Origin of the sequence: Lunatibacter salilacus (assembly GCF_009797935.1) — a bacterium.
GTDB lineage: Bacteria > Bacteroidota > Bacteroidia > Cytophagales > Cyclobacteriaceae > Lunatibacter > Lunatibacter salilacus.
Genome location: NZ_VOLC01000019.1, coordinates 1 through 14,613, shown reverse-complemented (window position 1 = coordinate 14,613; position 14,613 = coordinate 1). Strand labels below are relative to the sequence as shown.

Below are 14,613 nucleotides of genomic sequence, written 5' to 3'. Positions count from 1 at the left end.
CACGAAGGATCAAAAAAATCAACGGCAATTACCGTGACCTCCATACGTCTTTAAGTGAAAGCCCATTGATCTGCATGACAATTCTAGCAGGATTGGAAATTAGCACCAATCGAACATCTTGACCGTCAAATTGCTCCGACTCTATGGGTACGCCCTGTTTGCCTTTCACTTCATACGAAACTATACCTCTCGCATCAGGCATCAGAGGCACATATTGATTGGCCAAGTAGGCGGAGGGCAAAAGCACTTCGTTATCGGAGTTCAACTTGGCATAGATTTTTTCCAATTCCCTTTCCAAATCTTCCCCGTAATTATCGTTGAAATCGTCTTCCAAATCATGGAGCTCCTCTTCGATTTCATCATATTCATGGTCGGCATACGAATATTTTGTCAGTCTTATCCGCAGTTCTATGATGACTGTCAAGTCTTTATCTAATTGATTTAAATCCATAATTGGTGAAAGCTGTTAAATTAAAACATGAAGTTACGGGATATAGGAAGAGATTCCAAAAACCACCTTTAAATTTTACACCTACAGCTTATGCGGGAGCGGGTTTGATTTATGATATCCTGAGAGATGGAGCCAAAAATAACCAATTTGTATATACATCTTAATAACCGATAGAGAGATGGATTTAGCTGTCAATTAAAACCTTTAAAATTACCTAAAATCCGACGTACTTTCCTGAAACATGGTGATCTTTATGAGAAAAAACCTTCAGGGTTTCACCCGTTCAACTTGAACAGTTAGTTGATTATTCGTAAAACCTGGATGGTTTGCGGTTTTAAGGGATTGATTTAATCCTGATTTTGCTAAGTTCTTTGGGAAAAAAAATGATATTTTTACTTTCAGATATGGGGAAAACGTAATAATTCCCTAATTTTCAGCATAGATATCCTAAGCATTTTAAACAAACTTTTTATAAACAATGACAGACGCTTCAATTATCACCAAAGCCAACTCCTGGCTGACCAGTAACATCGATCTTTCAACCAAAACGGAAATAGAGGCCCTTTTGGCATCTGAAGACCCAACCGAACTTATTGATTCCTTTTATAGGGATCTTGAATTTGGAACGGGGGGACTGCGTGGATTAATGGGTGTGGGCTCCAACAGAATGAATGTATATACCGTCGGAATGGCAACCCAAGGCTTGGCTAACTACCTGCTTCAATCCTTTCCGGGCCAGAAAATCCAACTGGCTATTACCCATGATAGCCGAATCAACAATACGCTATTCGCCGAAACCACAGCCAATGTATTAACCGCAAATGGAATACATGTCAAGTATTTCCGTGAAATGCGCCCTACTCCTATGTTGTCTTTTGCCATCAGACACTATGGATGCCAAAGCGGGGTAATGGTGACGGCCTCCCACAATCCCAAAGAGTACAACGGATATAAAGTGTATTGGGAAGACGGGGGGCAGGTTGTTCCTCCACACGATAAAAACATCATTGCCGAAGTGTTAAAAATCAAATCCATAGATGATGTAAATTGGAGCAAAAACGATAATTTGATCGAGTTTATTGAGGAGGATTTTGATTTGATTTACTTAAATGAAGTCAAAAAACTATCCATGTCTCCGGAATCAATATTTGTTCAGAAAGACATGACGATTGTCTTCTCACCCATACATGGGGCCTCTGGCAAGATGGTGCCGGCAGCGTTGCGGATTTTTGGTTTTGAGAACATTCACGTCGTGAAGGAGCAAATCGAACCGGACGGGAATTTCCCCACTGTGATATACCCTAATCCAGAAGAGGCGGAGGCATTGGAAATGTCAGTAAAACTGGCCAAGGAGATAAATGCAGAACTGGTCTTGGCCTGTGATCCGGACGGTGATCGATATGCCGCTGTCATTCCCAACGAAAACCGGGAATATGAACTGCTCAACGGAAATCAGACTGGTGCTCTAATCGTTTATTACTTGCTGAGTAAAATGAGGGAACATGGGCGGTTGACAGGTGATCAATTTACCGTAAACACCATCGTCACAACAGATTTGATCACGGAGATAAGCAAAGGCTTTGGGGTTAAAACCTTTTCTACTCTTACCGGATTCAAATATATCGCTGAAGTCATTCTTGCACAAGAAGGAAAAGCCCAATTCATTGCCGGAGGCGAGGAAAGTTATGGATTTCTCGTAGGTGATTTTGTCAGGGATAAAGATGGCGTATCCGCATGCGCGATTGTTGCTGAAATTGTAGCCTATTACAAAACCAAAGGCCTAAATATTATTGATGTACTGGCTGAAATTTACCTACAGTATGGATTCTACAAAGAGTCGTTGATCTCCATTACCAAAAAAGGTAAAGACGGTGCTGAGCAAATACAGCTACTAATGCACGGATTTCGTGCTAACAAACCTGAGGCAATAAATGGTATAAAGGTCATTAAAATTGTTGATGTGCAGGAAAGCAAAGTCTATAATATGATAGACGGCTCTGAAGAGGCTCTAGAACTTGACAAGTCCAATGTAATTCAGTTTTATTTGGAAGACGGAAGCAAAATTTCGGCAAGGCCCTCGGGAACAGAACCAAAAATCAAGTATTATATTTCCGTAAATGAAAAACTTCCCAACAGGGAGGCGTACAGGGCTGTGGAGATGTCGCTCGATAACAAAATTGCGGCATTAAAAAGGTTTTTTGAATAGAATAAAACTTTTTCAATATGACCAAAATTGCCCCGGGTTTGAGTATACTTAAAGTCCGGGGCATTTTATTTTAATTTTTAAGTCAAAATGAAAACAGAATTTACCGATGTGAAAATTGTCGAAAACTTAATCTTAAATTATTAATATTTTTTCATCAAATTATTTAAACATAAAACAAACCTTTCAACATTTTACTAATTCCTTTTAGTTTTTGGGTAAATTATATTTGAATTTTGTAACAAACCATTATATTTGAGACATATTTGCATATCAGTATGCAATAAGATATAAACTGACTTTTGTATTTAGTTATTCCATAATTCCTTTTGAATCAAATAGATAAGGAATATCAAAGAGGAATACTGCCAATTTTTGATAGTAGGTTTGTATAGTAGGGGAAGAGTCTTTAGCAACTTTAAGAAAAGTATAAGGGATAACGTTACGGATGTTGTTAATAGAACAAGGGGATTTAGAAGAAAATCAATTGGGTTGAAGGTAGGTTAATAATTGAAATCCAAAAAATGTTTATTCATTAATTGGAAATACCTATCAATCCGGTGATTGAAGTGTTGGGGGATTGGGAACATAGTACAAACAGGAATGTTATCATTTTAAACATAAATTAAAGAGAAATATTGCCAAAGGAGGGTTTTCCTCAACAAAAAACTAATCTTTAAAGTTTTTTCTTACATCAACAAAAAAAGCCTCAACCGATTTGTCGTTTGGAAGCGCATTTATTTTATTGCTGGCTGAAGTTGATTCTGGTTTTACCCTCACTCCTACAGAGCCTATTGAAGGTTAAATATTATTTCCAGCATCCTGCCACGTTAAATTGGCAGATTAGGGGGCATAAGAACCTTCCGATTTTTAAATCAAGTATAACTCACATGAATAAGCAGGTAGCAATAGAGAACGAAAAGTGGTTTCAAGCAATCTTGGAGCTCAGCACAGACGCAGTTGCCGTTATATCGCAAGAGGGGATTTTTTCATATGTCACAATATCTATCGAAGCTGTATTGGGGTATACCAATGCGGAAGCGAGGAAGTTGGATATATTCTCGCTGACACACCCGAATGACCGGGACAGATTATCCGGAGTCTGGGAAGAGATGGTAAACACAATTAACAAGGTTTTACCGCCACAAACCTTCCGAATGAAGCATAAAAATGGATCTTGGCGCTTAATAGAGTCATCAATTAAAAACATGCTGCATGATCCGGCGGTATATGGCGTCGTCATCAATCTTAGAGATGTAACCGAACGTGTGGCTAAAGCAAATCAAAATCTCATTGAGAAAAACAACCTTGAAGCACTGATCAACAATACCCGTGATTTTATGTGGAGTATCGACTGTAATTTTAAGTTAATAGCCGCCAATAATGCGTTTGTAGATATAATTAGCTTGATTACCAGTCGTGCCGTAAGTATAGGCGATTCCATATTTATTGAGGGTTTTCCTGGGGATCATCACGAAAAGTATAAAAAAACATATGAAAGGGTTTTTAAAGGGGAAGTGATCACAGAGGTGGAGTACACAGGTCCTCCCGCAGAAATTTGGTCTGAAATCATATATTATCCAATTTGGGAGAAGAACGTTGTAATTGGAGCAGCATGTCATTCAAAAAACATTTCGCCAATCAAGAAAGCTGAGCAAGAACGTATCAGAAATGAAGCCCGCCTAAAGGAATCACAGGCACTTGCTAAGCTTGGCCACTGGGAGTTGGACTTTGCAACTGGCAAAGCATTATGGTCTGAGGAAACCTGTCGTATATACGGATTGCCTATCGATGACATTTTCCACACATATGAAGAATGGTTAGGGTTTATTCACCCGGATGATCTGGAGTATGTATTGGCTGAGATTGAGATCTCACAAAAGACCTATATTACTCGGGAGCTGAATCACCGTATTAAGCTACGGGATGGAACGGTCAAACATATCGCCTCCAAAACAAAGTATGAGTTTGACGAAACCGGCAATATTCCCGAAGGAATATACGGGGTTGCCTACGATATTACCGCTGTAAAAGTGGCCGAGTTGGAGTTAAAACAAAAGGCAAGGGAGTTGGCATTGTCAAATGCTGAACTTGAGCAGTTTGCGTACGCTGTTTCACACGATTTACAGGAGCCACTGCGTATGGTCACCGGATTCATGAGTCAATTGGAATTTAAATACAGCGATGTACTGGACAATAAGGCCAAAGAGTATATTTTTTATGCTGTAGACGGTGCAAAGCGGATGCGACAGGTTATTCTCGATATGCTGGAGTATTCGAGAGTAGGCAAAACAGATGAAGAATTGGTTGACGTGGATCTGGGCGAAGCGGTGGAAGAGATCAAAGTACTGCTGAAAAATCAAATAGAAGACAAGAAAGCGATTGTACAATACAACACACTCCCCGTCATACGCTCAAATAAAACACCATTACATCAGATATTCCAAAATTTGATTAGCAACGGGTTGAAATATACCGAAAAAGGGGTTGTTCCCCAAATTAAAATCGTGGCAAATGAGGAAATTGATCATTGGATTTTTTCCGTTTCGGACAACGGTATTGGAATTAATGAGCGGGATTTCGAAAAAGTATTCGCTATTTTCCAACGACTTCATAGCAAAAGTGAATTTCCGGGAACCGGAATTGGGCTTGCGACCACCAAAAAAATTATCGAGCATCTCGGAGGCTCTATATGGCTAGAATCTATAGTGGATAAAGGAAGCGTGTTTTACTTTACATTGCCAAAGGCAAATGGCGACAGAGCCGTTTGCCAGAACTTTTAAATGAATTAATACAAAAAGGATCAATCGAAGCTACAAGTTTTGGCCGCACAATTGGCCAAGGAACATCAAATCACGGGGGAATATAATTCGCCGGATTTATTCTCAAGCTTCCTGATTCAACATGGTCAGATTAATTGCAAACACTGGTACCTTTAGATAAGTGACCAAATTTTCAGTCACCGAAGGCAAAAACAACTGCTGCAAGTCCGACCTTCCATGAGTCACCACAGCGACAGCATCAGCTTCAGTTTTTTCGGTGAACTGTAAAATGCCTCTTTCTTCTTTATATGCACTGTAGTAATGGATGGGGTATGCTTTATCGGCATACTTTTCCAGAAAAGCATTTCCCAATTCCTCCATTTGACTTTCTTCTAAGAAATTTGCCGGCGTATTGACGTAAAGTAGGCTCAACTTAGCCTTAAAGGTATAAACGAAAGCTAATATTCTTCCAAATGCTCTTCCTGAAGCTTCGCTGAAATCGGTAGCGAAAACCACGTTTTTCAACTGCACGTTAGCATTTTCATTCGGTTTTACCACCAGCACGGGAATTGGCGATTTTCGCAACACGTGATAAGTGTTTGATCCAAGCATGTGTTCTTTCCAGCCATAGAAGCCGTGAGAGCCCATTACAATCATAGAGGCGCCTTCCCTTGCGGCAAAAGGCAAAATCTGGTCCTTTCCTTGGCTAAAATGAAGGTGGGAATTGATCATCACACCAATTTCCTTGGCCTTATTCACTCTGTCGGACAAATTTGACTTGGCTATGCGAATTGATTGTTGTATCTCAGGGTACAGGTTTTCTTGCGTCTTTTCAAGTTTTAGCCAATTGATAGGTGTATGCAACACATGAAGCAAATCGATTTCAAGCTTGTTATTTTTTGCCATTTCAACAGCATAGTCTAAGGCAAGATCAGCATGGGGGGAAAAATCGGTGGGCACTAGTAGCTTTTTCATGGTGAGATAATTAACAGATACCTATTTCTATTTGACCCTAATATACGACAGTTAAGGTTAATAATTTCCAATACAAATCAATTAAAAAGATGAGTTTAATCAGTTTTCCAACCAATTAGCCATTTCCTAGAAATTAATAATTTACAATGAAATAAATATCATCAAAATTACCTGAATACTTCGTCTAGGTAAGTTAACTTTCAAAGTTATATTAACAAACTTAAAAAGAGTTGCAATATGTTCTTTGACCAAATAAGGTCTTTGTCACAAGAAATCGAATTAGCCACCAAACTTATATAACATAGCATTGAAAAACGTCTTCCATGCAAATGGAATTTGAAATCCCGGTGCGACGTAATGGAACGGACAATTTTCGATCGGTTGGGCTGTCATTATTAGCTAATCCCCAACCCCCTCTAGCCTTAAATATGGTGACCAACAAAGAAGTTAATTAGTAATTAATAAGGATACAACGATAGATTGCAAATCCCTGCCAGAATCACGAATATGGGAATGGTAGGTCTCAAAAATAATGAATTTGCTAGACCGCTAAAGGACAAATGGATTAAATAAGATTGTGATACGAAGAAGGTGGCCTTTACTATCTTCTCTATCACCGAAAAATGGTTTGAAAATAGATTAAATCATGAAATAACATTTAGTCCTATGGAATCAGCTTATTTTTGAATAAATTCACCACAAATAAACTGCAAGATATGAATACTAGAAAAATCGACATTGAACATTTAATTCGTCATAATATTGTCAGAATCAATGGTATTAGGAAAAAAAGAAACTTATTAAAAATTAAGCTCGAAGTAAAATCTATTTTACAAGATTATATCAGCATATTGGATTACATCGCAATGGATATTAATGAAGCTGGTCCAAACAAGAATCCTAGACAAATTTTTTTTCCTCTCTATGACAATGAAGAAAATTTTAAAAAATCAGCCCAAGGAAGTTGGGTAGGGCCAATGGAGATCTTGAATATAGATTTGTATAATTTAATTTTATCCATTCAACCATTTGTAACAGGAAATCCAATGTTAACCGAGCTCATTAAATTCAATAATTTATTAAAACATAGACAATTAATTGAAATAGACCGGAGAACCACTAAGTGGGGTGTTGTGACAACGAAAGGGATAGTTGCGGGAGGCTACAATGGAAAGGTTACTGGAAACATAGTTGATGGGAAAAAGGTACCAGATATTGAAATAAAAGAAGGGAGAGTACACAAAATAAGCCCAGGAGATCCAGAAATTGGTGTAAGAATTGAGATAGTTGATAAAGAAACAGTGTCTTTTGACGGTCATAGTCGAGACTTGTTTCAATTTCTCTTTTTTATAAATGAAGTTGTAGAAGATTTTTCAAGAAAAATTTACGAACTCTTAGAAGCTTGGAATGTGTCGAAAAGCTAAAACGAAGTCCCCGACTAGGTGTAGTTTGCAGCTATACCTTCCTATCAAAAAGAGTTTGTAATTCCTATTAGAATCAAATTCCTCAGAAAATGATCGCCGGGTAATTGATGATTTCCCAGGTGCTATTTCAGCACATTATCATTTCCCCTTAACCGATATTTAAATAAAAGACTAACTTAGAAAAACTTCTTAATTGGTTTTCGATTAGGATATGTTTGTTCACTAACTCTCATTAAATCAACAATTTTTTCAGAATAATAAATATGTTTATCTAATTGCTGAACTTCTAATGAAATTATAACTTTTTTATGATCGTCAATTAACTCGGAATGTTTAAAATCTTTAATTTTATCATATTCCCTAATAGACAGATATATAACTATTGATGAATCAGATTCATCCCGAAGAAACACATAAGGGCTTTTTAATAAATTATGCACTCGTAAATTATCGAAATGTTTAAACAACTCATATTCGTGATTCTCCCTGTTTTCACCTAACAATAAAGTACTATCAATCTTATTCAAATAAAAATGATAAGCAGAATCTGATGCTCCATAAAGACTCATAAATGACACTTTTTGGAAAGTCAAATCTCCTTTTATTAAAAACGGGTCATTTTGGTTTGAATTAAATCCATTAATTAATAAAACAATAAACAAACAGAAAGAAATTTTCATAGCTATTAATTTAATTATAACTTCCATAATTAGACCCAATTCTATAAAAAGCATATTGCATCGTATGAATCTAGAAAAATATTAGTTCAGTAAAGTTAGAATCAATCCGAAAAGACAAAAAAATAGCCGCAAATAATGCGGCTATTTTTTTATTTGTTTTTCCTATTCCGCCGTATATCCGGTATTCTGATCGGCTCCTGATAACCCCGTGTTGTTGTCGATCTCGACTTGGGGCAGTGGTAACAAATCATTATAGGGTCTAAATACAGCGATAGGTTCCGAAGGAAGCATATTCTGCCTCCTCCATCTTCGGATATCCCTATTCCTGATTTGCTCACCGGCAAATTCAACCCGACGCTCATGTTGTATCGCTCTGCGCATTTCAGCTTGGGACCCTGTGGGATACTGTGCCGTGGGGTAAGGAGGCATGTCAACATCAGCCCTCGCCCTCACCTGATTGATATATTGTAAAGCTGATGCTGGACCTGCGGTTTCATTCTCCACCTCAGCCATCATCAGCAAGATATCCGCATAGCGAATCACCCTGAAGTTAATTCCTGAACGGGTGTCCTCATTGGGCCTTTTATAGATCATCTGGTATTTTCTCCAGCTTGGCCGTTCTATGTTTCCCTGTACATCGCCAGCGGATAGGACACTTTGCCCATTATTATACGTGTCTCCAATTCTAAAAAACGAATAAACTCCTCGTGGATCGTCCTTTTGGGCACCTCCCGCAACGGTTTCAAATTCAGCAACCAGGCCATCACTTGGGATAACGTTCCGCCAAGCATTAGGACCATATTCCTGACCACGAAAGGTTACTTCTGCTATACCACTTCCGTCCGCATTCCATCCACCGGCATCACCATATTCCTCGGTGAATTGGATTTCCCACACGGATTCAGCATTGTTCTCATTTTCTTCCTCAAAATTATCCAGAAAACGATCTACCAAACTATACTGCTCGGAAGAAATTACCGCTTCCAAAAAGGGCTTTGCCGCAGGATAATTACCTCTAAACAAGTGTGCTTTTGCTGCCAATGCCTGAGCTGCTCCTCTTGATGCCCTTCCTGTGTTTGCTCCTGTCAATTCACTTCTTAACGGAAGATTGGTTATAGCGACCTGAAGATCACTAAAGATTAATTCATATACTTCCTCCTCAGAAGATCTAGGCAAACCATCCGGGGAGGTCGCGCTTTCAGTCATTAAAGGTATAGGGCCCCATAAGCTTACCAATTCGAAATTGGCCAATGCCCGGAGGAAATGCGCCTCACCAACTATTCGATTACGTAGATTGTCTGTAATCTCATCTACAGCATTTGGGGCATTTTCCAGTACCAGGTTGGCACGGTGAACAATGCGAAACCAGCCTCTCCAGTTTGCCGTGACCAACGGATTCGATGCGTCGAACACATGATTAAGGACCTGCGCTCTGGCGCCTTCCAACTGAGGTCCTCCGGTATCGCAGTCATCCGAAAGTAAATCCTGCAGGAAGAAATATTCCCTATTATACAAATTGTTTGCCTGTAAACCCGCATAAACCGAGTTGACTGCTGCCTCTAATTGTGGCCCAGTTCGGTAAAAGGTTTCTATGCCCAACTGATTTGGATTGACAGGTTCCAGTATTTCTTCGTCACAAGAAACAAACCCGATCAACAAAATCAGAAAGGTTAATGTTGATTTTGATTTCATACTATATATAAGTTTGAATGAATACTATGTTAAAAGGTAAGTTGGATCCCGGCCATGATGGTTCTCGCTGCCGGAAACTGACCATAATCAATGCCAGCACCCAGGGTATTGTTGATTCCTTCGCGGGCGGCAATCTCCGGATCATAGCCCGTGTAATTGGTAAATGTCAACAGGTTTTGAGAGGATAGATAAACTCTCAGATTCGAGATGTTTCCTCTACTGAAGGAATCCAACAGCGGCGCAGGCACAGTATACCCAATTGATAAATTTTTCAATCTCAGATAAGAACCATCTTCAATCCAGCGTGAACTGGAGCGGGCATTACGGTTAGGATCACCAGATACCGCCCTTGGCACATCTGTACTGGTATTTTCGGGTGTCCAACGGTCCAATACAACGGTACTAGCATTAAACAACCTAGTCATTCCTTCGGTATGAAATCTCAATAAATTGAATATCTCATTTCCCTGTACCCCTTGCCAAAACATGGTGAAATCGAAATTCTTGTAATTCGCTGACAGATTCAGTCCATACGTAAAATCAGGCAGATAATGTCCCAAATTGGTTCTGTCTGCATCTGAAAGAAGCGTTGATTCATCATCGAATTTTTTAAACCGGATGTCGCCTGGGGCTGCATTAGGTTGCTGGCTGAAATCATCTCCTTGCTGGAACAGACCATCCATTTGCCAGCCGTAGAAATAGGCAATAGGCTGACCTTCTTCCGTAAATGTCATGGCATCACCTTGAAATTCAGGTCCAAAAATTGTATTCCCCGAGCCTAAAGAAGTCAGTTGATTTGATATAAAACCGATATTTCCGTCAATCGAAAATTGGAAATCACCGGTATATTTGCGATATCCAGCAGTAAACTCCAATCCTCGGTTGGATACGTTACCCACATTTGCTACTGGAGCAGTGTCATACCCCAAAGACGGTGGGATTGGCACTCCCAGTATCATTCCTTCTGTGGTGTTGTCAAACCATTCTGCTGACAAATTTATCCGGTCATTATACAATCCTAAATCAAATCCAATGTTTTTCATGATGGTCGTTTCCCACTGCAGGTTCGCATTAGCTAATGCGGATATGGTACTTGCACCTTCCAAAGAACCCGCAAAATTATAGAAGTGGTTGCTATTTATTGTTCCTTGGTAGACATAATCACCAATTCGGTCATTTCCCGTCTCCCCATAACTTGCCCTTAATTTCAAATCACTGACAGCCGGTAAAGACTCCATAAAGGCCTCCTGACTTAGTCTCCATCCCACAGATAATGATGGAAACGTCCCCCATTTATTGGCCGGTCCAAACCGCGATCCGCCATCCCTTCTTACAGACGCACTAATCAGGTATTTCTGGTCATAGTCATAATTTACTCTTCCGATGTAAGAAATAAGGCCATACTCGGTTTTATCCCCAGAGGTTGTTTGGTTTTGAACTCCCTGCAATACCCTAACCTCGTTCGTCAGAAAGTTTTGGCCATTGCCAGTCAGTCCGGAAGACACAAATGTCTGTTGCTCCAATACGGCCAAAGCATCAAGCGTATGGCTGCCAAAAGTCTTACTATAAGACAGTTGATTACTAATCAACGGTGACACGAATGTGGATCGGTTTTGGGAAATTGAGGCAAAAGGCTGGAAATTAAAATCACCAGCATCAAACCTCGGTGTATATTGGTCCTGCGTCCCAATGCCTATATCCATACCGACTAGAAACTTGTATTTTAACCCCTCGTAAATGTCTACATCCAAGTAAGCCGTTCCCAACATTTTAAAATCTTGTTGACGATTGGTTCTTAATGCGGCATTCAAAACGGGGTTTTCTGGGTCAGAACCGTCCACCCGATCGGGCGAACGAAATCCTCCCAATCGGTTTGGATCCCTGACAGGTATATATGGGACCTGCTTTACCATATGTTCGATTTGGCTTCTGCCACCGGTCAGTGGCTCGTTGGCCCGATCAGAATAGGCGAAAGTCAACGTTTGCCCAATCTTTATTCGGTTGTTGATTTTAAAATCTGTATTTGTTCGGAATGAAACACGCTCGAAGCCGGTTCCCCTCATGATACCTTCCTGCTTGAAATAACCAAAAGACACGTTATACAATGCTGTCTCCGATCCTCCAGAGATAGCCACGTTATGGTCTTGGATAGGTGCGGTTTGAAACATTTCTCCCTGCCAATCGGTATTTACATCCTCATATTCTCCCAAATCATCAAAACGTTGTGGGGCAGGCTGGTTTCCATTGGCTAAAAGATCTCTGCCAAATGCGATATACTGATCCCTATCCAAAAGATCCAGTTGTCTCCAGGCGGTTTGAGTTCCATAATAAGAGTCTACCGATACCCGTGGAGCACCTATTTTTCCTTTTTTGGTTGTGACCAGAATCACACCGTTTGCGGCCCTGGAACCGTAGATTGCCGCAGCAGATGCATCCTTCAATACCTCTATGGATTCGATATCAGCAGGATTGATTTGGTTTAGCCCTCCGGCAGGCACACCGTCAATAACATAAAGCGGGTCATTATTGCCCACCGTACCTATACCGCGCACGCGGACAATTGGATTGGTTCCCGGTGCACCTGCATTGGTGACACTTACACCTGCGGCACGTCCCTGTAAGGCGGAAGCAAGGTTGGGAACCGGCAAGGCCCTAATTTCGTCTGAACTAATGGAGGAAATCGCCCCGGTAACTTTTGCACGTTCCTGAGTACCATAACCCACTACGACAACTTCGGAAAGTGCCGATAGCTCCTGACTCAGAACCACGTCGATATTGGCCCTATTGCCTACTCTAATTTCCTGTACCTCGAATCCGATAAAGGAGAAGCTCAAAACAGCGTCTGCTGATGGAACTTGCAGCGAATAGTTGCCATCCATATCGGTCGCTGTACCAATACTAGTACCTTTCACCAGGACATTAACACCCGGCAAGGTTTCCCCCCCATCGGAGGAAGTAACTGTTCCGCTTACCTGAAAAGGTTGGGAACCTTGGGCCCTGGCGCTATGAGCTCCTAACAGGGTCACAATCAAACATAAAAAAACCGTTCCTGTCCTAATAACGACAGACAAACGGTCCTTGTAGAATTTTTTAAGCATACATTTAGGTTTTATAGGTTAACTTTTGACAGATGGATTGATCCAAAGAACCCGCTAAAACCAATTATTCAGCAATTATTTTGGGTTGATTGGAACCATTTCCATAGTTCAAACCCAATGTAAGGCAAAATTGTTAGATCGCAAATTATTTTTTATTAAATTCAATTCCCCCCTATATCTTTTTTACTCAGCGGATTTGGGAAATAAATTAAACCAATTCAAAAATTGAGTAATTTTCTTCCGAAATACGCAAATTTTTAAAGCATTTTTCTCCTTTTGAGATAAATCTAAGAACTGGTTTCCACTTTATTTTTGGGGACATGTTTAGACGGATCATTCTTCCCATATAACCAATCGATTAGACATGACTCCTTTTGTATCTCATATCACAAAAAACAAATCAATTTTTTCTTACCTTTAACTAAACAAATACAAGTTCTCCATGAAATACTTCATAGCAAAAACAATCTCTGACCAATCCTTTGCTTCCGTACGCACAAAAACGGAGGATGCCCTTAAAGCAGAAGGTTTCGGAATATTAACAGAAATAGACATTCAGGCCACCATGAAAAAGAAATTAGACAAGGTTTACAAACCTTATTTAATTCTTGGCGCATGCAACCCGACGTTTGCAGATAAAGTGTTGCAGGCTGAACCAAATATTGGTGCCCTCCTGCCCTGCAACGTAACTATCCGCGAAACTGAAACCGGAGAAATTGAAGTGGCCATCATGGACCCCTCGGCGGCCATGGCTGCTGTTGACAATCCAGCAATTGAACCACTTGCAGGCGAAGTGAAGGAAAAACTCATCAAGGCCCTGGAATCCATATAGTTCAGTATTGAATTTACTTCATGGTAGAATTGCCCTCAGATAACACGTATAAAGCAGATTGTATCAGGTTAAATTAAATCTCGACCTCAATAAAAACAATCCGCGGAAATCAGCTCAATCCCGAAAAACCGGGACAAGTTCTGCGGGCCATCCTTTTTGGAAGTGAAATAGAACACGGATGATGCGGATGACACGCCTGCCTGCGGAAGGCAGGGATAAAGGAGATCTTTTTGTATTGAATTAAATCTCGTCCTCAATAAAAACAATCCGTCAAATCCGTGTTCCATTCGCTTAAAGGTAAAATAGAAAACGGATGATCCGGATAAAGCGGATTTTTTTGGGTCGGAATAATCTCGACATCAATAAAAATAATCCGTACAATCCGCACAAATCCGCCGAATCCGTGTTCCATTCGCTTCGAAGTAAAATAGAACACGGATGACGCGGATGAAACGGATGACGCGGATTTTTTTGGATCGGAATAATCTCGTCATCA

The 14,613-nt window shown here is 40.1% G+C and carries 9 protein-coding genes; 4 read left to right on the top strand and 5 right to left on the bottom strand.

Translation table 11 applies throughout. The features are described from left to right. Nucleotides 1-28 precede the first annotated feature (28 nt). Entirely contained in the window at nt 29-451 is a 423-nt protein-coding gene (locus FQ608_RS21360; RefSeq protein WP_158860532.1) for a hypothetical protein, read from the bottom strand. A 478-nt stretch (nt 452-929) separates the two neighbouring features. On the opposite strand from FQ608_RS21360, the gene FQ608_RS21355 reads away from it, so the two are divergent. Further along, entirely contained in the window at nt 930-2,657 is a 1,728-nt protein-coding gene (locus FQ608_RS21355) for a phospho-sugar mutase (protein ID WP_158860531.1), read from the top strand. An 887-nt stretch (nt 2,658-3,544) separates the two neighbouring features. Continuing rightward, entirely contained in the window at nt 3,545-5,437 is a 1,893-nt protein-coding gene (locus tag FQ608_RS21350; RefSeq protein ID WP_158860530.1) for a PAS domain-containing sensor histidine kinase, read from the top strand. Nucleotides 5,438-5,539: 102 nt separating this feature from the next. Here the strand turns inward: FQ608_RS21350 and FQ608_RS21345 are convergent, their stop codons facing one another. Then, complete coding sequence (locus FQ608_RS21345) at nt 5,540-6,391, bottom strand: universal stress protein (RefSeq protein ID WP_158860529.1); 852 nt, start codon at nt 6,389-6,391, stop codon at nt 5,540-5,542. 716 nt (nt 6,392-7,107) lie between these two features. Between FQ608_RS21345 and FQ608_RS21340 the strand changes: the two genes are divergently transcribed. Continuing rightward, on the top strand, nt 7,108-7,815 hold the full coding sequence (locus tag FQ608_RS21340; protein ID WP_158860528.1) for a hypothetical protein: 708 nt from the start codon (nt 7,108-7,110) through the stop codon (nt 7,813-7,815). A 176-nt stretch (nt 7,816-7,991) separates the two neighbouring features. On the opposite strand, the gene FQ608_RS21335 is transcribed toward FQ608_RS21340, so the two are convergent. From FQ608_RS21335 to FQ608_RS21325, 3 genes are all read right to left on the bottom strand, one after another. Continuing rightward, nucleotides 7,992-8,522 (bottom strand): hypothetical protein, encoded by a 531-nt coding sequence (locus tag FQ608_RS21335; RefSeq protein WP_158860527.1) that lies wholly within the window; start codon nt 8,520-8,522, stop codon nt 7,992-7,994. A gap of 135 nt (nt 8,523-8,657) precedes the next feature. Beyond that, the gene (locus tag FQ608_RS21330) at nt 8,658-10,187 is read right to left on the bottom strand and encodes a RagB/SusD family nutrient uptake outer membrane protein (protein ID WP_158860526.1); all 1,530 of its coding nucleotides are present in this window, start codon (nt 10,185-10,187) and stop codon (nt 8,658-8,660) included. A 29-nt stretch (nt 10,188-10,216) separates the two neighbouring features. Further along, nucleotides 10,217-13,285, bottom strand: a complete 3,069-nt coding sequence (locus FQ608_RS21325; RefSeq protein WP_234364315.1) for a SusC/RagA family TonB-linked outer membrane protein — start codon at nt 13,283-13,285, stop codon at nt 10,217-10,219. A gap of 442 nt (nt 13,286-13,727) precedes the next feature. Between FQ608_RS21325 and FQ608_RS21320 the strand changes: the two genes are divergently transcribed. Next, entirely contained in the window at nt 13,728-14,117 is a 390-nt protein-coding gene (locus FQ608_RS21320) for a DUF302 domain-containing protein (RefSeq protein WP_158860525.1), read from the top strand. Nucleotides 14,118-14,613 lie beyond the last annotated feature (496 nt).

What these genes read in the sequence shown, in the direction of transcription:
- FQ608_RS21360 (WP_158860532.1), bottom strand. Translation starts at nt 451, where the DNA reads ATGGATTTAAATCAATTAGATAAAGACTTGACAGTCATCATAGAACTG.
- FQ608_RS21355 (WP_158860531.1), top strand. Translation starts at nt 930, where the DNA reads ATGACAGACGCTTCAATTATCACCAAAGCCAACTCCTGGCTGACCAGT.
- FQ608_RS21350 (WP_158860530.1), top strand. Translation starts at nt 3,545, where the DNA reads ATGAATAAGCAGGTAGCAATAGAGAACGAAAAGTGGTTTCAAGCAATC.
- FQ608_RS21345 (WP_158860529.1), bottom strand. Translation starts at nt 6,391, where the DNA reads ATGAAAAAGCTACTAGTGCCCACCGATTTTTCCCCCCATGCTGATCTT.
- FQ608_RS21340 (WP_158860528.1), top strand. Translation starts at nt 7,108, where the DNA reads ATGAATACTAGAAAAATCGACATTGAACATTTAATTCGTCATAATATT.
- FQ608_RS21335 (WP_158860527.1), bottom strand. Translation starts at nt 8,522, where the DNA reads ATGGAAGTTATAATTAAATTAATAGCTATGAAAATTTCTTTCTGTTTG.
- FQ608_RS21330 (WP_158860526.1), bottom strand. Translation starts at nt 10,187, where the DNA reads ATGAAATCAAAATCAACATTAACCTTTCTGATTTTGTTGATCGGGTTT.
- FQ608_RS21325 (WP_234364315.1), bottom strand. Translation starts at nt 13,285, where the DNA reads ATGCTTAAAAAATTCTACAAGGACCGTTTGTCTGTCGTTATTAGGACA.
- FQ608_RS21320 (WP_158860525.1), top strand. Translation starts at nt 13,728, where the DNA reads ATGAAATACTTCATAGCAAAAACAATCTCTGACCAATCCTTTGCTTCC.